Here is a 16,077-nt window from a genome sequence, read left to right on the forward strand (position 1 = left end):
CTAGCGCATCTGAGCTCGGCCGCGCTGCAGCACCGCGTCACGATTAGCGGCGATGTCGTCGCCACTGGTTTTGAACTGCCGTGCCGCGGCGGCCTCGAGCCACAGGCCGCCGCCGATCTGCGCGTCGTCGATGCGGTGGTAGGAGGCCAGCAGCGCACGCACCGCGCTTTGATTGTTGCCGACGATCGATGCCGCAACCTGACGAGCCGTGGACAGCAGCTGGTCGTGCGGAACCACCTGCGTGACCAGGCCCGCGCGCAATGCGTCGGCCGCCGAGATGTAGTCGCCGGTCATGCTCATCCGGCGGGCCAGTCCCACGCCCACTTTCTGCGGCAACCGCACGCTCAGGCCCCAGGTGGGCAGCAAACCGACCCTGGCATGCGTGTCGGCAAATCGCGCCTGCTCGGAGGCGATCAGGATGTCGCAGTACAGCGTCAGTTCGAGCCCGCCAGTGACCGCGGCGCCGTTGATGGCGCCGATTACCGGCTTGGTCATCGCCGGCCAGCGCGGGGAGATGTCCGGCAAGGTGGTCTGGTCACCCAGTTCTTTCAGGTCCAGCCCGGCGCAGAACACCGGGTCTGAGCCGGTGACGATGACGACGTCCACGCCGTGGTCGATCTCGGCGTCAGCCAGTGCGGCGAAGAATTGGTCTCGCAACGCCGCGGACAGAGCGTTGCGGGACTGCGGGCGGTGCAGGGTCAGGGTGCGCACTCGTGCGTCGGTGTCGATCAGCAGGATGTCGTCGCTCATGGGCTTCACCGTAGCCAACCGCTTCATTGGGCCCCGCACGACGACCTGTCTGCCACCGGGGTGGTTTGAAACGCCGCGCAACCATCGCAACCTCCGACCGGTCACCGATCCCGGCCTATCGTGGACGCCATGTGCCGCAACATCACCGAACTGCGCGGACTCGATCCGCCGGCCACCGCCCAGGAGATCGCCGCGGCCGCGCGGCAATACGTGCGAAAGGTCAGCGGAATCACGCACCCGTCGGCGGTCAACGCCGACGCTTTCGAAGCCGCCGTCGCCGAGGTCACCGCAACCACGGCGCGGCTGCTCGACGCCTTGCCGGCCCGGCGGCAGCCGCCCAAATCGGTGCCGCCGTTGCGCCGGCCCGAGGTCGTGGCCCGGCTCGCGAGATCACAGTGAAGCCCCGTTGATGTGGGGCCTCAAGGAATGGAGCGCGGCCGTGCACGCGTTGCTCGACGGGCGCCAGACCATCCTGCTGCGCAAGGGTGGCATTGCCGAGAAGCGCTTCGAGGTCGCCGCCCGCGAATTCCTGCTGTTCCCGACGGTTGCGCACAGTCACGTCGCGCGCGTCCGGCCTGAACATCAACATCTGCTGACCGCCGCCGCCGAGGACAGTACCGAGCAGCAGGTCACGGTGCGGGCCGCTGCGAAAGTAGTTGCGGCACTGCAGGTTAACCAGCCAGATGGGCTCAGTCAGATCGAGGACCTGCACATCTGGACTGCCGATTCGGTGCGCGAGGACCGGCTGGACTTCCGACCCAGGCACAAACTTGCCGTGCTGGTCGTCTCGGCGCGACCGCTGACCGAACCGGTGCAGCTGATCCGAACCCCCGAGTATCGGGGTTGCACCAGCTGGGTAGACCTGCCCGTGCAGCCGAGCCTGGCGGCGCCGGTGCACTCCGAGACCGCGTTAGCCGACGTCGTCGGCCGCGTGCGTCGGGCGATCGGCTGAACTGCGCTCCACCGGCAGGCGCAGGCGGGACTCGCCGAAGTGCACCGAATGCGTCGCCGGCTTTTGCTGCCGCGCCGTCAACAACGGCTCGCCGGTGCCCAGATTGCGCGCATAGCGGGGAAACCAGCTGCCGGTGATCAGCACTCGGATGCGTGAGCCGGCCACGAAGCGGTGCGCAATGGCATCCAGTTGAATGCTGACCCGGTGCGTGCCCGGCCCGAGCGGCCCGAGTCGCCGGTAGCCGTCGCTGACGTTTCGGGACTTGCCCTTCGCGTCGACCTCGCTGACCCGGACGAACAGGTCGACGTTGGGGTTATCGGCGCTGTGCTCCAACTCGATGACGGGGTTGCCGTACACGAACAAGTCGTGGGTCAGGGTGGCCGCGGTGAAGCTGAGCACGTCGTCGCGCATCGCCAGGCTGGTGTCGTCGCGATAGCCGCCGTTGGGGGCCAGCACCGGGCCGCCGATCGTCGGGGTGGGGTGCGCGGGGTCGTAGTGGAAGCTGGCCGGCCGGGTCTTGGTGGTCGGCGGGTTGTCACCCAGGTGCCCGTAGGGCTGCAGGTAGAGCGCTTGTTCGGTGGTGGGTGGTGGCCAGTCGTCGAGGTAACGCCATCCCTGCCCGTTGACGAAAATGTGCGCCGGGGCCGGTCGGCGCAGCGCGCGCGTGTCGCCCACGTAGGCGGCCAGCCAGTCCAGGGTCTCGTGTGCGCAGGTTGCCAGCCCTTTGGTCACCATTTCGTTGTGCGTCCATGGCCCGATCGTCAGCCCGACTTCGACGCCCCGGTCACGCAGATGTCGGTACTGTTGCAGCGTCTGCCGCAGAAAAATGTCCTGCCAGCCGCTGAGCAGCAACACCGGGACGTTGACGCGGTCCAGCGCCTCGGGAAAGCGCAGCTGGTCCCAGAAGGGGTCTCCGTGATCGGTGTCCACCCAGGACTCGAACCAGGGTGCGCCGTCGCCGAGCAAGGTTCGGGCCGATTCGCCCAGCGGGACCTCGGCCAGCGCGCGTGCCACCTGGCGGGGCGCGCGCAGCTGACGGATCACCGCTTGCAGCAGGCCAGGTTCTTCCTGGCGAGCCACCATGGCGCTCCAGCTCAGGAAGTCGTTGACGGCGAAGGTGCCAGTGCCCCAAACGGACTCGCGGAAATCGTGCGGTCCCACCGTGATGACCGCGGCCGCCAGCTCCGGCGGCGGATCGTCGAGCAGAGCCCACTGGGTGAAGCCGAGATAGGACAGGCCGATGGTGGCGAAGCTGCCGGTGAACCACGGCTGGTCGCGCAGCCAGTGCACCGTGTCGGCGCCGTCAGAGGCCTCGTTGATCATCGGTTCGAATTTGCCGGCGGATCCGAATGTGCCCCGCACGCTCTGCAGCACCACGTGATAGCCGCGGGCGGCATACAACGCGGCGAAGGCCAGCGAGAACGGGAACCGGCGGCCGTAGGGACCTCGGACCAGCAGGGTGCCGGCGGGTTTGGATGTCAGGGGCGCGTAGTGGTCGGCCACCAGTTGGACGCCGTCGCGCATCGGGACCTGGACGCGTTGCCTGGTGTAGCGCGTTTTTGCCCGCGGCAGACCCAATGCCAGTCCCAGCGCACGCAGGGCGGCACGACCGCCCATTCCGGGCGCGCGGTTGCGCAGCTTGACGTCGTCACGCTCGATCGATCTGGTACTCACTTGTCCCACAGTAGGGAAAGGCCGATCGCAGCGTCGGGTGAGGAAGACGCGTCGGGCGAGCTAGAACTTGTACAGGGGGGCGAGTTCGTTGGCTCGCTGCAGGTTGGTGGACGGGCAGTCGACGTCGGGTTCGGAGTAGATCGTGGAGTAGAACAGCGACTGCTGGATTACCCCGTAGCTCGTCTTGAACGTCACCATGCAGGAGATGTACCAGTAGCTGTTGTGGTACGTCGGCTTGAGCACCCAGTACTGCGCGGCGCGATGGCCCTGAACGGTGGTCTCGATGGCGTCGGGCGGCAGCGTCTGGGCGTAGGTACGCCAGACGATCGGCTCGACTGCCAGCTGGTAGTTCCCGGCGTCGAACTGGCAGCGCAGCCCCTCCTGGGGTTCCGGTGGGGAGAACGCCAGGCCCAGCCGCTGCACGGCGTCGAAGGGGATGTCGGTGCATGGGTCGAACGGGCTGGGGTTCTGGGTCTCCACGATTGGGCTCTTCATCGTGGTTTCCATCGGCTGCGCCGTCGACCGCAACTCGACTACGCCTCGGTGTGCCGGAAGCGGACCGTACTGCCAGCCCCCCACTCCCACCACGACGGCTGTGACCAGCGCACCAAACGCTGCGGCCAGACGCACCTTGGCGAACACGACACTCCCTGTAGTTGGCAGCCCTATTGCGGGGAGTGTACAAGCAGCGTCCGCGCTGTCACAGGGGAAACTGGAACTTGTTCTAGCCGCATCCAGATCGGCGGCAAATCGTGCGGCTGGCGCGGGGTCGTTAGGGTGGTTAATCGTGGCAGGGCAGGAAGCGACCGGACAGCCGACGCTGTGGGCTGTCTCGGACCTGCATACCGGTCACATGGGCAACAAGCCAGTCACTGAGTCCCTGCACCCGTCGTCGCCGGACGACTGGCTTATAGTTTGCGGCGACGTCGCTGAACGCACCGACGAAATCCGCTGGGCACTGGACTTACTGCGGCGCCGCTTCGCGAAGGTGATCTGGGTGCCGGGCAACCACGAGCTGTGGACCACCAACCGCGATCCCATGCAGATCTTCGGCCGATCCCGGTACGACTACCTGGTCAACATGTGCGACGAGATGGGCGTAGTTACCCCCGAGCACCCGTGGCCGGTGTGGACCGAACGCGGCGGACCGGCGACCATCGTGCCGATGTTTTTGCTGTACGACTACAGCTTCCTGCCGGAGGGCGCGCGCAGCAAAGCCGAGGGCCTGGCCATCGCCAAGGAACGCAACGTGGTCTGCACCGATGAGTTCCTGCTCTCACCCGAGCCATACCCCACCCGGGACGCCTGGTGCCGCGAGCGGATCAGCAAGACCCGCGCCCGGCTCGAACAGCTGGACTGGATGCAGCCGACCGTCCTGGTCAATCACTTCCCGCTGCTGCGTGACCCGTGTGACGCGCTGTTCTACCCGGAGTTCTCGCTGTGGTGCGGCACCACCAAGACCGCCGACTGGCACACCCGCTACAACGCGGTCTGCTCGGTCTACGGTCATCTGCACATTCCCCGCACCACGTGGCACGACGACGTGCGCTTCGAGGAGGTGTCGGTCGGTTACCCGCGGGAATGGCGGCGCCGCAAGCCCTACAGCTGGCTGCGGCAGGTACTGCCCGACCCCCAGTACGCGCCGGGCTACCTCAACGACTTCGGTGGTCATTTCGTGATCACCCCGGAGATGAAGGCACAGGCCGCCCAGTTCCGGGAAAAACTGCGGCAGCGACAGAACCGGTGACGGACGGCATGCTGGTGTCATCGCTGCTGCCTGCCACCCTGATCGACGACATGGGTTACGCCGAGCTGTATTCCGATCCGCCCGGACTGGTGCCGCTGCCCGAAGAGGAGCCACTGATCGCCAAGTCCGTGGCCAAGCGGCGTAGCGAATTCATCACCGTGCGCCATTGCGCCCGGATCGCGCTCGGCGAGCTGGGTGTGCAACCCGTACCGATTCTCAAGGGGGACAAGGGCGAACCCTGCTGGCCCGACGGAATCGTGGGTAGCCTCACCCACTGCGCCGGTTACCGCGGGGCGGTAGTCGGACGCAGCGAAGGGGTGCGCTCGGTGGGGATCGACGCCGAGCCGCACGATGTGCTGCCCAACGGGGTGCTGGACGCGATCAGCCTGCCTGCCGAGCGCAGCGAAATCCCGCGGGCGATGCCCACCGGCCTGCATTGGGATCGAATCCTGTTCTGCGCCAAGGAGGCAACGTACAAAGCGTGGTTTCCGCTGACCAAGCGGTGGCTGGGTTTCGAGGACGCGCACATCACGTTCTCGGCAGACTCGGAATCTTCCGGTCGATTTCTATCCCGCATCCTGATCGACCCGGCCGCCCGGTCCGGGCCTCCGTTGACGGCGCTGTCCGGGCGCTGGTCGGTGCAGCGTGACCTGGTGCTGACCGCGATCGTGCTGTGAGCGAAAGCGGTGCAGGACTACTTGTCCTCGACAAGCCGGCCGGAATGACCAGCCATGACGTGGTAGGGCGATGCCGGCGGATCTTCGCCACTCGCCGGGTCGGTCACGCCGGCACGCTGGACCCGATGGCGACCGGGGTCTTGGTGATCGGAATCGAGCGCGCCACCAAGATCCTCGGCCTGCTAACCGCGACGTCCAAGGCATACACCGCTACCATTCGGTTGGGCCAGACCACGTCCACCGATGACGCCGAAGGTGAAGTGCTGGAGTCTATTTCGGCAGCGCACGTCACGGATGCGGCGATCGAAGCCGCTGTCAGCGAGCTGCGCGGCGACATCAGTCAGGTCCCGTCGGCGGTAAGCGCAATCAAAGTTGGTGGTCGGCGGGCCTACCAGTTGGCGCGTGCGGGCGAGGCGGTTGAACTGCAGGCCCGGCCGGTACGCATCGACCGCTTTGTGGTGTTGGAGGTGCGACGCGCGTCCAGCTGGGTCGACCTCGATGTAGAAGTCGACTGCTCTTCGGGCACCTACATTCGCGCGCTGGCCCGCGACCTCGGAGCCTTCCTGGGCGTAGGCGGTCATCTGACGTCGTTGCGGCGCACCCGAGTCGGACGCTTCGACCTGGCGCAGGCGCTGACACTCGACGAAGTGGCCGAGCATCCGCGACTGAGTTTGAGCCTCGACGAGGCCTGCCTGCTGATGTTCCCGCGCCGTGCCTTGACCGTGCCGGAAGCTGAGGCGGCGGCTAATGGGCGGGCGCTGCCGGCGGCTGGTATCGACGGCACCTACGCGGCTACCGCCGACGACGGCCGGGTGATTGCGCTGCTGCGCGAGCAGGGGTCGCGGACTCGGTCAGTTGTGGTTATCCGGCCGGCGACGATGCAGTCCGGTACGGATTGAGCAGGAACCGGGGCAATCGGGTCCCGCCGCTGGACCCTGTGACCGCCCAGGGTGGGCCGCGCGCGTAACGTCACTGCAAATCCGCCTTGATCTTTCGCGGTGGCGCTCCACTCGCGAAGTCGGGCCCATGGAAGGGGCAACGATGCCTAAAGCAAGCAACAAAGTATTCGTCGTGGGTGTCGGCATGACGAAGTTCGAGAAACCCGGCCGGCGCGAAGGCTGGGATTATCCGCAGATGGCCAAGGAGTCCGGCACCAAGGCGCTGCAGGACGCCGGTGTCGACTACCGCGATATCGAGCAGGGCTACGTCGGTTATGTGGCCGGCGATTCGACCAGTGGACAGCGCGCCCTCTACGAACTCGGTATGACCGGCATTCCGATCGTCAATGTCAACAACAATTGTTCGACCGGATCCACCGCGCTGTATCTGGGCGCACAAGCCGTCCGCGGCGGACTGGCAGACTGCGTGCTGGCGCTCGGTTTCGAGAAGATGCAGCCCGGAGCGCTCCAGGTGGGGTCCCAGGATCGCGAGTCGCCGCTGGGCAAACACGTGCAGGCCCTGGCCGCGATCGATGAATTCACTTTCCCGGTGGCGCCGTGGATGTTCGGTGCCGCCGGACGTGAACACATGAAGAAGTACGGCACCACCGCGGAGCATTTCGCGAAGATTGGTTACAAGAACCACAAGCACTCGGTCAACAACCCCTACGCGCAGTTCCAGGAGGAGTACTCTCTCGACGACATCCTGGCCGCCAAGATGATCTCCGACCCGCTGACCAAACTGCAGTGCTCACCCACGTCCGACGGATCGGCCGCAGTGGTGCTGGCCAGTGAAGAGTACGTGGCGAAGCACGATCTGGCAGGGCAAGCCGTCGAGATTGTCGGGCAGGCAATGACTACCGACTTCGAATCCACTTTCGACGGGAGCGCGGCCAACATCATCGGCTACGACATGAATGTGCAAGCTGCCCAACAGGTTTATGACCAGTCTGGGCTGGGGCCCGACGACTTCCAGGTGATCGAGCTGCACGACTGCTTCTCGGCCAACGAGCTGCTGCTGTACGAAGCGCTGGGGCTGTGCGGCGAAGGTGAGGCGGCCAAGCTGATCGACGACAACCAGACCACCTACGGTGGACGCTGGGTGGTTAACCCCTCCGGCGGCCTGATCTCCAAGGGGCATCCGCTGGGCGCGACCGGGCTGGCGCAGTGCTCCGAGCTGACCTGGCAACTGCGCGGCACCGCCGACAAGCGCCAGGTCGACAACGTCACCGCGGCACTGCAACACAACATCGGCCTCGGCGGCGCCGCAGTGGTGACGGCCTACCAGCGCGCCGAGCGCTGATCGGGTAGCGACATGATCGAGTGGTCCGAAACCGACCTGATGGTGCGCGATACCGTGCGCCAGTTTATCGATAAGGAGATCCGGCCCAACCTGGACGCCCTGGAAACCGGTGAGCTCCCGCCCTATCCAATCGCGCGAAAGCTGTTCAGCCAGTTCGGCTTGGATGCGTTGGCCGCCGAATCGGTCAAGAAGATGCTTGAGCGTGAGCGCGCCAGGCAAAACGGTGAGCCCGTCGAAAAGGTAAGCGGTTCAGACGGCCTCGGTGGTATGGGTGGTGCACAGGGGTCGATGGCTGCGGTGCTCATCTCCGAACTCGCCGGGGTCAGCATCGGGCTGCTGAGTACCGCGTCGGTCAGCCTCGGTCTGGGCGCGGCGACCATCGCCAGCCGCGGTACCCTCGCGCAGAAAGAACGCTGGCTGCCCGACCTGATGACGCTGAAAAAGATTGCCGCGTGGGCGATCACCGAACCCGACTCCGGTTCGGATGCGTTCGGGGGCATGAAGACCTACGTCAAGCGGGACGGGGAAGACTACATCCTGAACGGGCAGAAGACGTTCATCACCAATGGACCCTACGCTGACGTGCTGGTGGTCTACGCCAAGCTGGACGAGGGCGATCCGTCGGTAGAGAAGCGCAACCGGCCGGTGCTGGTCTTCGTCCTTGATGCCGGCATGGATGGACTCACGCAGGGCAAGCCGTTCAAGAAGATGGGCATGATGTCTTCGCCAACCGGTGAGCTGTTTTTCGACAATGTGCGCCTGAGCCGGGACCGGCTGCTCGGGGAGAGTGAACAACACGACGGCGGCGACGGCCGCGAGAGTGCGCGGGCCAATTTTTCCACCGAACGCATCGGCATCGCGATGATGGCACTGGGCATTATCAACGAATGCCACCGGCTCTGCGTGGACTACGCGAAGAGCCGCACCTTGTGGGGTAAGAACATCGGGCAGTTCCAGCTGATTCAGCTGAAGTTGGCCAAGATGGAGATTGCCCGAATGAATGTGCAGAACATGGTGTTCCACACCATCGAACGCCAGCAAGCCGGTAAGCCGCTGACGCTGGCCGAAGCGTCGGCGATCAAGCTGTATTCGTCGGAGGCGGCTACCGATGTGGCGATGGAGGCCGTGCAGCTGTTCGGCGGCAACGGTTACATGGCCGAGTACCGCGTGGAACAGCTTGCGCGCGATGCGAAGTCGCTGATGATCTACGCGGGCAGCAACGAGGTGCAGGTTACGCACATCGCCAAGGGGCTGTTGGGCGGTTGACTTCGGTGATCGCCGTGTTGATGATTGCGGACACCGGTAGTAGTTGGGCGCTCCCGTAGGACACTGATGGTCGAACCAGACAGCAGATGGCGGTTTCGAGCATTCCAAGCGCGCCCCTCGAGGGTTCTTAAGGTCGCTACATGTCGACGATGAACGGGACTCCGGATCTGCCCACGAAGTTTGTTGCCGCAGTCATGTACGCGTTACTGCGACCGGTTTCCGCGATCCTGCCGGCGAACCGGTGGAGTGTCGCGATTGTGCGTGCGGTGCTACACGTTATGTGTCTGGCCAGCACGCCGGTTCGTGGCACGGTAATCCAACCGGTCACCGGCGAAGTGAGCGGTGAATGGGTTCGGGCGGGACGTTCACCAGTGAGTGCAGGCTCGCAACCCAAGGGGAAGCGGGCAATCCTGCTGCTGCACGGAAGTGGGTACGTGGCGTGTTCACCTCGCACCCACCGCGGTTTTGCTTCCTACCTGTCGCATTATTCCGGCATACCAGTTTTCGTTGCGAGGTACCGGCGTGCTCCGGAGCACCGCTTTCCCGCGGCGGCGGACGACGCGATGTCGGCATACCGTTGGCTACTTGACGAGGGGATCCCAGCCGAGGGAATCGCTATCGTGGGGGATTCCGCAGGTGGCCACCTCGCCATCACACTGACTATGCAAGCCAGTCAGAATGGCCTCCCGATGCCGGCCGCTTTGGCTTTGTTCGGGCCGCTGGTCGATCCGACGTTCGCGGCGTCGGTCGCCGACCCGAGGGTGCGATTCAATCCGTTCGACCCGCGCGGGGCAAAGCGCATTCTGGCCATGTACGTGGGCGACCACGATGTCGCCGACCCACGCCTGAGCGTTCTGAACGGCGAACTCGGCGAGCTGCCGCCGGTGCAACTGCACTACGGCAGCAGAGAGGTGATGCGACGTGATGCTGAGATGCTCGACACCCGAATCCGTGAGGCGGGTGGGGTCTGTCAGAGCTATCTATGGCCGGGACAGGTTCATGGGTACTGGATACTTCCCCGGCTGTTGGCCGACGCCCGCCGAAGCGTCGATACGGCGGCGAGTTTCTTGGCCGCCGCAACCAGTGCAGACCCCTTGGGTCCCGCGGCATCGGCGTAGTCGGGGCTGACTGGCCGATTCTCTGTCTGTTTCAGACAAATGGTTGTCAGGCAAGACCATTCAGCTATGCCGGACCTGCGCATACCGTTCTAACATGCGAGTCGAGTCGGATGTATTGACTGTCAAAAATTCTCCGGTGCGCACCCTGTGCGAGGCGTTCCAGATGAATGTGGCGCAGTACGCGGAAAGAATCGCGTTACGCGCCTTCGATACCGACGAGCAGTTCACCTGGAGCGAATACGGAGAGCGGGGCGGATCTTCCGATTGAGTCGGTGGGTGAACATGCCGTTCGGGTGGTGAACTCAGGCCACCACCCAGATCGCGCAGGCCGCCGGGCTGCCCAGGTCCACCGTCGTCGCGCCGTCGTCGGACTCCACCGCCACCGAGACCATCCCGGCGAATTCACGTCGGGTCAGCACCCGCAGCCGCGAGTCGAGATTGATGCCAACGCTGTCGAAATACCGCAGCATCTGCGGGTCGGCATCGGAGATGCGTGCCACCGTCCCGGTGTCGCCGTCGCCGCAGTCCCATAATTGCCGCGCCGGCGGTGTCGGCACCTGACCGTCCGTCGCCGGAATCGGGTCGCCGTGCGGGTCCCGCTGTGGAAATCCGAGTTTGGCGTCGATGCGGGCCATCAGCCGATCTGACACCGCGTGCTCGAGCACCTCGGCCTCGTCGTGCACTTCGTCCCAGCCGTAGCCGAGTTCGTTCACCAGAAAGGTCTCCAGCAGGCGGTGGCGGCGCACCATGGCCAGCGCAGCGCGCCGCCCGGATTCGGTCAGGGTGACCGCGCCGTATTTCGCATGATCGACCAGGCCCTGCTCAGCGAGCTTGCGAATGGACTCCGAGGCGGTGCTTGCCGATACCCCGATTTTCTCGGCCAGCATCTTGGTGCTGACCTTCTGCGGCGCTCCTTTGGGAGACCACTCCTGGGCAGTCCAAATGACCTTCAGATAATCCTGGGCAACCGCGGTGAGTCCACCAGGCTCTTCGTCCGCCCTCACACGCCAAATCTTAGGGGCAAATCTTAGGCAACCCACGCCTAACCGATGCCCTGAGATTGCCGGGACGTTAAGCGCGATGATTAGGCTAGCGGTCGTGCAGCGGTGGCGCGGCCAGGACGAGATCCCAACTGACTGGGGTCGATGCGTGCTGACCATAGGGGTTTTCGACGGGGTGCACCGAGGGCACGCCGAGTTGATTGCGCATGCGGTCAAAGCGGCCCGTGCCCGCGGAGTGCCGTCGGTGCTGATGACGTTTGACCCACACCCGATGGAGGTGGTCTATCCGGGCAGCCACCCGGCGCAGCTGACTACCCTCACCCGGCGTGCCGAACTCGTCGAAGAGCTCGGGATCGACGTCTTCCTGGTGATGCCGTTCACCACCGACTTCATGAAGCTCACCCCCGAGCGGTACGTACACGAACTGCTGGTGGAGACCCTGCACGTGGTGGAAGTGGTGGTGGGGGAGAACTTCACCTTCGGCAAGAAGGCGGCTGGCAACGTCGATACGCTGCGCCGGGCGGGCGATCGGTTCGGTTTCGCGGTGGAGTCGATGTCGCTGCTGGCTGAGCACCACAGCAACGAGAACGTGACGTTCTCCTCGACCTATATCCGGTCCTGCGTGGACGCCGGCGACGTGACGGCCGCCACCGAAGCGCTGGGCCGCCCGCACCGCGTTGAAGGCGTCGTCGTCCGTGGCTACGGCAGGGGCGCCGAGCTGGGCTTTCCCACCGCGAACGTGGCACCGCCGATGTATTCGGCGATTCCAGCCGACGGTGTCTACGCCGCGTGGTTCACCGTCCTCGGGCACGGGCCGTCGACCGGCACAGTGACTCCGGGGGAGCGGTACCAAAGCGCGGTGTCGGTTGGTACGAACCCGACCTTCTCCGGACGCACCCGCACCGTGGAGGCATTCGTCCTGGACACCAAGGCGGACCTGTACGGCCAGCATGTGGCCCTGGACTTCGTCTCCCGTATCCGCGGCCAGCAGCGGTTCGACTCGATCGACGAACTGGTCAGCGAGATCGCCGACGACACCGAGCGGACCCGCAAGCTGCTCAGCTGACTAGCTCGCCCGCCGTGATCGGCCCGGCGGACCAAGACGGGTCGACGGCCGAACAGCACGAGGGCGCAAAGTCTCAGTCCTGCTAAACTGCGCGACGACATCGGCGCGTGCTGCAGTTCGCGGTGGCCGTGCCGTTCAATCCTTGATCGCGGACCTATTGATGGAGATGTTTTCGTGGCGCTTACCGCCGAGCAGAAAAAAGAAATTCTGAAGTCCTACGGGCTGCACGAAACCGATACCGGATCCCCGGAGGCGCAGATCGCGCTGCTGACCAAGCGCATCGCGGACCTGACCGAGCACCTGAAGGTGCACAAGCACGACCATCACTCGCGGCGCGGCCTGTTGTTGCTGGTCGGTCGCCGTAAGCGGCTGGTCAAGTACCTGACCCAGATCGACGTGGAGCGCTACCGCTCGCTAATCGAACGGCTGGGTCTGCGCCGCTGACACTTGGCGCTGTCCGCGCCCTGATCACCGGGGCCGTTCTAGCCATGATCGGCGGCGCATTGACGGGATGTTCGGCGCGGCCCAGTGGGCCTGAGCTCGCCGACATCAAAGTGGGGGAGTGTCTCAAACTCGGCGGCACGCCCGATCGTCCGCAGGCAACCAAGCAAAGGTGCGGCAGCCCGGAGTCCAACTTCAAGGTCGTCGCCCTCGTCAAGGGTGGCGACCGGGCGAAATGTCCCACCGATGTCGACTCGTCTTATACGACGCACAACGCGCTCAGCGGCTCGGATTTCACGCTGTGCCTGGACGTCGACTGGGTGGTCGGCGGATGCATGAATGTGGATCCACACCACGCCGCCGACCCGGTGCGCGTCGAGTGCGGCGACGTCTCGGCGCCGCACCGCCAGCGTGCCACCGAGATCCTCACCGACCTCGACCCCCCGGTCGGCGTCGACCAGTGCGCCAGCGGTCTGGGCTACGCCTACTCCCAGCGACGGTTCGCCGTGTGTGTCGAGAACGTCAACGCGGGTGCCCGGACATGACCCGCGACCGAAAGGTTTGCTCAATCCGCCGAGTCCGCCGGTGTAGAGTGAGGTCGTTCTGGGCCGGTTAGGCCCGGACGACGTGGTGCGGTTCACGCAGATCCGCGGGTCCCGTTCCAGCGAGTCACCACGAATGTTCGCCAGGAGCTGCTCAGTCTGCATCGGGCGGTCTTCGGTAGTGGCTGCCGTGCTCCCCGGATCTGGGGCAGGTCGGCAGCTTCGATCGATGGCCGTAGCCGCATCCGGACTTTGCTGGTTCTACAGAGGGCGCCTTCGCGTGTGACGACGCGAAACAGCTGAATAACCAGAGAGGCCGCACGGACGTTATGTCTGCGACTGAAATTGAAGAAGGCGTTTTCGAATCCACCGCCACCATCGACAACGGTAGCTTCGGCACCCGCACCATCCGGTTCGAGACCGGGCGGTTGGCCTTGCAGGCCGCCGGGTCGGTGGTCGCCTACCTCGACGAGGAAAACATGCTGCTGTCGGCAACGACCGCCAGCAAGAGCCCCAAGGAACACTTCGACTTCTTCCCGTTGACGGTCGACGTCGAAGAGCGGATGTACGCCGCGGGACGCATCCCCGGCTCGTTCTTCCGGCGTGAGGGCCGGCCGTCCACTGACGCGATCTTGACCTGCCGGCTGATCGACCGGCCGCTGCGTCCGTCGTTCGTGGACGGACTGCGCAACGAGATTCAGGTCGTGGTGACGATCCTGAGCTTGGACCCCAACGATCTGTACGACGTGGTGGCGATCAACGCGGCGTCGGCGTCCACTCAGCTGGCCGGCCTGCCGTTCTCCGGCCCGGTCGGCGGTGTCCGGGTCGCCCTGATCGACGGGACTTGGGTTGCGTTCCCCACCGTCGAACAACTCGAGCGGGCCGTATTCGACATGGTCGTAGCCGGGCGGATCGTCGGCACCGACGGTGACGGCAAGCCCGACGTGGCGATCATGATGGTCGAGGCCGAGGCCACCGACAAGGTGATCGAGCTGGTCGAAGGCGGCGCACAGGCGCCGACCGAAACCGTGGTGGCCGAGGGTCTCGAGGCGGCCAAGCCATTCATTGCTGCGCTGTGCACCGCGCAGCAGGAGCTCGCCGATGCTGCCGCGAAGCCCACCGCCGACTACCCGGTCTTCCCTCCCTACGAGGAGGACGTGTACTACTCGGTGGCCACGGTGGCCACCGACGAGCTGGCCGCCGCGCTGAGCATCGGCGGCAAGGCCGAGCGCGACGCGCGCACCGACGAGATCAAGGCCCAAGTGCTCGAGCGGCTGGCCGACACCTACGAAGGCCGCGAGAAGGAGATCAGCGCGGCGTTTCGGTCGCTGACCAAGAAGCTGGTTCGCCAGCGCATCCTGAGCGATCACTTCCGCATCGACGGCCGCGGCATCACCGACATCCGCGCGTTGTCGGCGGAAGTAGCGGTGGTGCCCCGAGCGCACGGCAGCGCACTGTTCGAGCGTGGTGAAACCCAGATCCTGGGTGTGACCACGCTGGACATGGTGAAGATGGCGCAGCAGATTGACTCGCTGGGCCCGGAAACCTCCAAGCGGTACATGCACCACTACAACTTCCCGCCGTTCTCCACCGGGGAGACCGGCCGGGTCGGCTCGCCCAAGCGGCGCGAGATCGGGCACGGCGCGCTCGCCGAGCGGGCGCTGATCCCGGTGCTGCCGCCCGTCGAGGAGTTCCCGTACGCGATCCGTCAGGTATCCGAGGCGCTGGGCTCCAACGGCTCGACGTCGATGGGGTCGGTGTGCGCGTCCACGCTGGCGCTGCTCAACGCCGGTGTTCCGCTGAAGGCGCCGGTGGCCGGCATCGCGATGGGCCTGGTCTCCGACGACGTCGAGGGTGAGACCCGCTACGTGACGCTGACCGACATCCTGGGTGCCGAGGACGCGTTCGGCGACATGGACTTCAAGTGCGCCGGCACCAAGGACTTCGTCACCGCGCTGCAGCTGGACACCAAGCTCGACGGCATCCCGTCGAAGGTGCTGGCGGGCGCTCTCGCCCAGGCCAAAGACGCGCGGCTGACCATCCTCGAGGTGATGGCCGAGGCCATCGACGCCCCTGACGAGATGAGCCCGTTCGCGCCGCGAGTCACCACGATCAAGGTCCCGGTGGACAAGATCGGTGAGGTCATCGGCCCCAAGGGCAAGGTCATCAACGCGATCACTGAGGAGACCGGGGCGCAGATCTCCATCGAGGACGACGGCACCGTGTTCGTCGGCGCCACCGATGGTCCGTCCGCGCAGGCCGCCATCGACCGAATCAACGCGATCGCCAACCCGCAGCTGCCGACGGTGGGTGAGCGGTTCCTCGGAACCGTGGTCAAGACCACCGATTTCGGTGCGTTCGTGTCGTTGCTGCCTGGTCGCGACGGCTTGGTGCACATCTCCAAGCTGGGCCGCGGCAAGCGGATCGCAAAGGTCGAGGATGTCGTCAACGTCGGCGACAAGCTGCGCGTGGAGATCGCCGACATCGACAAGCGGGGCAAGATCTCGCTGGTCTTGGTGGCTGAAGACGACGCAGCGGCTCCCGCCGAGACTGCGCCGGCTGAGCCGGCTGAGTCGGCCGCGGCGGCCGGCAGCTGATCTGG

General features: G+C 65.5%; 17 protein-coding genes. 13 read left to right on the forward strand and 4 right to left on the reverse strand.

Features of this window, described 5'->3' with window-relative positions:
* On the reverse strand, nt 1-750 hold the full coding sequence (locus H0P51_RS10610; protein ID WP_180917887.1) for an enoyl-CoA hydratase: 750 nt from the start codon (nt 748-750) through the stop codon (nt 1-3).
* Nucleotides 751-879: 129 nt separating this feature from the next.
* On the opposite strand from H0P51_RS10610, the gene H0P51_RS10615 reads away from it, so the two are divergent.
* Together H0P51_RS10615 and H0P51_RS10620 are read left to right on the forward strand one after the other, a co-directional pair.
* On the forward strand, nt 880-1,149 hold the full coding sequence (locus H0P51_RS10615) for a DUF2277 domain-containing protein (protein WP_180917889.1): 270 nt from the start codon (nt 880-882) through the stop codon (nt 1,147-1,149).
* 10 nt (nt 1,150-1,159) lie between these two features.
* Nucleotides 1,160-1,702, forward strand: coding sequence for a DUF1802 family protein (locus H0P51_RS10620; RefSeq protein ID WP_425488983.1), 543 nt, complete (start codon nt 1,160-1,162; stop codon nt 1,700-1,702).
* Here the strand turns inward: H0P51_RS10620 and H0P51_RS10625 are convergent.
* Entirely contained in the window at nt 1,661-3,376 is a 1,716-nt protein-coding gene (locus H0P51_RS10625; RefSeq protein ID WP_425488984.1) for a CocE/NonD family hydrolase, read from the reverse strand. The genes H0P51_RS10620 and H0P51_RS10625 overlap by 42 nt on opposite strands.
* A gap of 60 nt (nt 3,377-3,436) precedes the next feature.
* Nucleotides 3,437-4,018: a DUF3558 domain-containing protein gene (locus H0P51_RS10630; RefSeq protein WP_180917893.1), complete on the reverse strand. Its 582-nt coding sequence runs from the start codon at nt 4,016-4,018 to the stop codon at nt 3,437-3,439.
* A gap of 145 nt (nt 4,019-4,163) precedes the next feature.
* Between H0P51_RS10630 and H0P51_RS10635 the strand changes: the two genes are divergently transcribed.
* The 7 genes from H0P51_RS10635 to H0P51_RS10665 all read left to right on the forward strand — a co-directional run bounded on the left by H0P51_RS10635 (nt 4,164) and on the right by H0P51_RS10665 (nt 10,693).
* Nucleotides 4,164-5,123, forward strand: a complete 960-nt coding sequence (locus H0P51_RS10635) for a metallophosphoesterase family protein (RefSeq protein WP_180917895.1) — start codon at nt 4,164-4,166, stop codon at nt 5,121-5,123.
* On the forward strand, nt 5,120-5,800 hold the full coding sequence (gene pptT / locus H0P51_RS10640; protein ID WP_180917897.1) for a 4'-phosphopantetheinyl transferase PptT: 681 nt from the start codon (nt 5,120-5,122) through the stop codon (nt 5,798-5,800). Before H0P51_RS10635 ends, pptT begins: the two co-directional genes overlap by 4 nt.
* On the forward strand, nt 5,797-6,699 hold the full coding sequence (truB, locus tag H0P51_RS10645) for a tRNA pseudouridine(55) synthase TruB (protein WP_180917899.1): 903 nt from the start codon (nt 5,797-5,799) through the stop codon (nt 6,697-6,699). The genes pptT and truB overlap by 4 nt, the downstream gene beginning before the upstream one ends.
* 142 nt (nt 6,700-6,841) lie before the next feature.
* The gene (locus H0P51_RS10650) at nt 6,842-8,041 is read left to right on the forward strand and encodes a lipid-transfer protein (RefSeq protein ID WP_180917901.1); all 1,200 of its coding nucleotides are present in this window, start codon (nt 6,842-6,844) and stop codon (nt 8,039-8,041) included.
* A 12-nt stretch (nt 8,042-8,053) separates the two neighbouring features.
* The gene (locus tag H0P51_RS10655; RefSeq protein ID WP_180917902.1) at nt 8,054-9,307 is read left to right on the forward strand and encodes an acyl-CoA dehydrogenase family protein; all 1,254 of its coding nucleotides are present in this window, start codon (nt 8,054-8,056) and stop codon (nt 9,305-9,307) included.
* A 140-nt stretch (nt 9,308-9,447) separates the two neighbouring features.
* Nucleotides 9,448-10,425: an alpha/beta hydrolase gene (locus H0P51_RS10660; RefSeq protein WP_246398551.1), complete on the forward strand. Its 978-nt coding sequence runs from the start codon at nt 9,448-9,450 to the stop codon at nt 10,423-10,425.
* Between the two features lie 94 nt (nt 10,426-10,519).
* Nucleotides 10,520-10,693 (forward strand): hypothetical protein, encoded by a 174-nt coding sequence (locus H0P51_RS10665; protein ID WP_180917903.1) that lies wholly within the window; start codon nt 10,520-10,522, stop codon nt 10,691-10,693.
* A 34-nt stretch (nt 10,694-10,727) separates the two neighbouring features.
* Here H0P51_RS10665 and mntR read toward each other — a convergent pair whose 3' ends face one another.
* On the reverse strand, nt 10,728-11,429 hold the full coding sequence (gene mntR, locus H0P51_RS10670; RefSeq protein WP_180917904.1) for a manganese-binding transcriptional regulator MntR: 702 nt from the start codon (nt 11,427-11,429) through the stop codon (nt 10,728-10,730).
* Between the two features lie 94 nt (nt 11,430-11,523).
* Between mntR and H0P51_RS10675 the strand changes: the two genes are divergently transcribed.
* The 4 genes from H0P51_RS10675 to H0P51_RS10690 all read left to right on the forward strand — a co-directional run bounded on the left by H0P51_RS10675 (nt 11,524) and on the right by H0P51_RS10690 (nt 16,072).
* The gene (locus tag H0P51_RS10675; protein WP_180918879.1) at nt 11,524-12,492 is read left to right on the forward strand and encodes a bifunctional riboflavin kinase/FAD synthetase; all 969 of its coding nucleotides are present in this window, start codon (nt 11,524-11,526) and stop codon (nt 12,490-12,492) included.
* 174 nt (nt 12,493-12,666) lie between these two features.
* A complete protein-coding gene (gene rpsO, locus H0P51_RS10680; RefSeq protein ID WP_180917911.1) occupies nt 12,667-12,936 on the forward strand; it encodes a 30S ribosomal protein S15 in 270 nt (89 codons plus the stop codon).
* A gap of 44 nt (nt 12,937-12,980) precedes the next feature.
* Nucleotides 12,981-13,478 carry an LppU family putative lipoprotein gene (lppU, locus tag H0P51_RS10685; RefSeq protein ID WP_180917912.1) on the forward strand — a complete coding sequence of 166 codons (498 nt, stop codon included), beginning with the start codon at nt 12,981-12,983 and terminating at the stop codon, nt 13,476-13,478.
* Between the two features lie 326 nt (nt 13,479-13,804).
* The gene (locus H0P51_RS10690) at nt 13,805-16,072 is read left to right on the forward strand and encodes a polyribonucleotide nucleotidyltransferase (RefSeq protein ID WP_180917914.1); all 2,268 of its coding nucleotides are present in this window, start codon (nt 13,805-13,807) and stop codon (nt 16,070-16,072) included.
* The last annotated feature ends 5 nt before the right edge of the window (nt 16,073-16,077 follow it).

Origin of the sequence: Mycobacterium vicinigordonae (assembly GCF_013466425.1) — a bacterium.
Lineage (GTDB): Bacteria > Actinomycetota > Actinomycetes > Mycobacteriales > Mycobacteriaceae > Mycobacterium > Mycobacterium vicinigordonae.

Excerpts from the sequence above, each read along its gene's own strand:
- H0P51_RS10610 (WP_180917887.1), bottom strand. The coding sequence starts at position 750 with ATGAGCGACGACATCCTGCTGATCGACACCGACGCACGAGTGCGCACC.
- H0P51_RS10615 (WP_180917889.1), top strand. The coding sequence starts at position 880 with ATGTGCCGCAACATCACCGAACTGCGCGGACTCGATCCGCCGGCCACC.
- H0P51_RS10620 (WP_425488983.1), top strand. The coding sequence starts at position 1,160 with ATGTGGGGCCTCAAGGAATGGAGCGCGGCCGTGCACGCGTTGCTCGAC.
- H0P51_RS10650 (WP_180917901.1), top strand. The coding sequence starts at position 6,842 with ATGCCTAAAGCAAGCAACAAAGTATTCGTCGTGGGTGTCGGCATGACG.
- H0P51_RS10655 (WP_180917902.1), top strand. The coding sequence starts at position 8,054 with ATGATCGAGTGGTCCGAAACCGACCTGATGGTGCGCGATACCGTGCGC.
- H0P51_RS10660 (WP_246398551.1), top strand. The coding sequence starts at position 9,448 with ATGTCGACGATGAACGGGACTCCGGATCTGCCCACGAAGTTTGTTGCC.
- H0P51_RS10665 (WP_180917903.1), top strand. The coding sequence starts at position 10,520 with ATGCGAGTCGAGTCGGATGTATTGACTGTCAAAAATTCTCCGGTGCGC.
- lppU (WP_180917912.1), top strand. The coding sequence starts at position 12,981 with ATGATCGGCGGCGCATTGACGGGATGTTCGGCGCGGCCCAGTGGGCCT.
- H0P51_RS10690 (WP_180917914.1), top strand. The coding sequence starts at position 13,805 with ATGTCTGCGACTGAAATTGAAGAAGGCGTTTTCGAATCCACCGCCACC.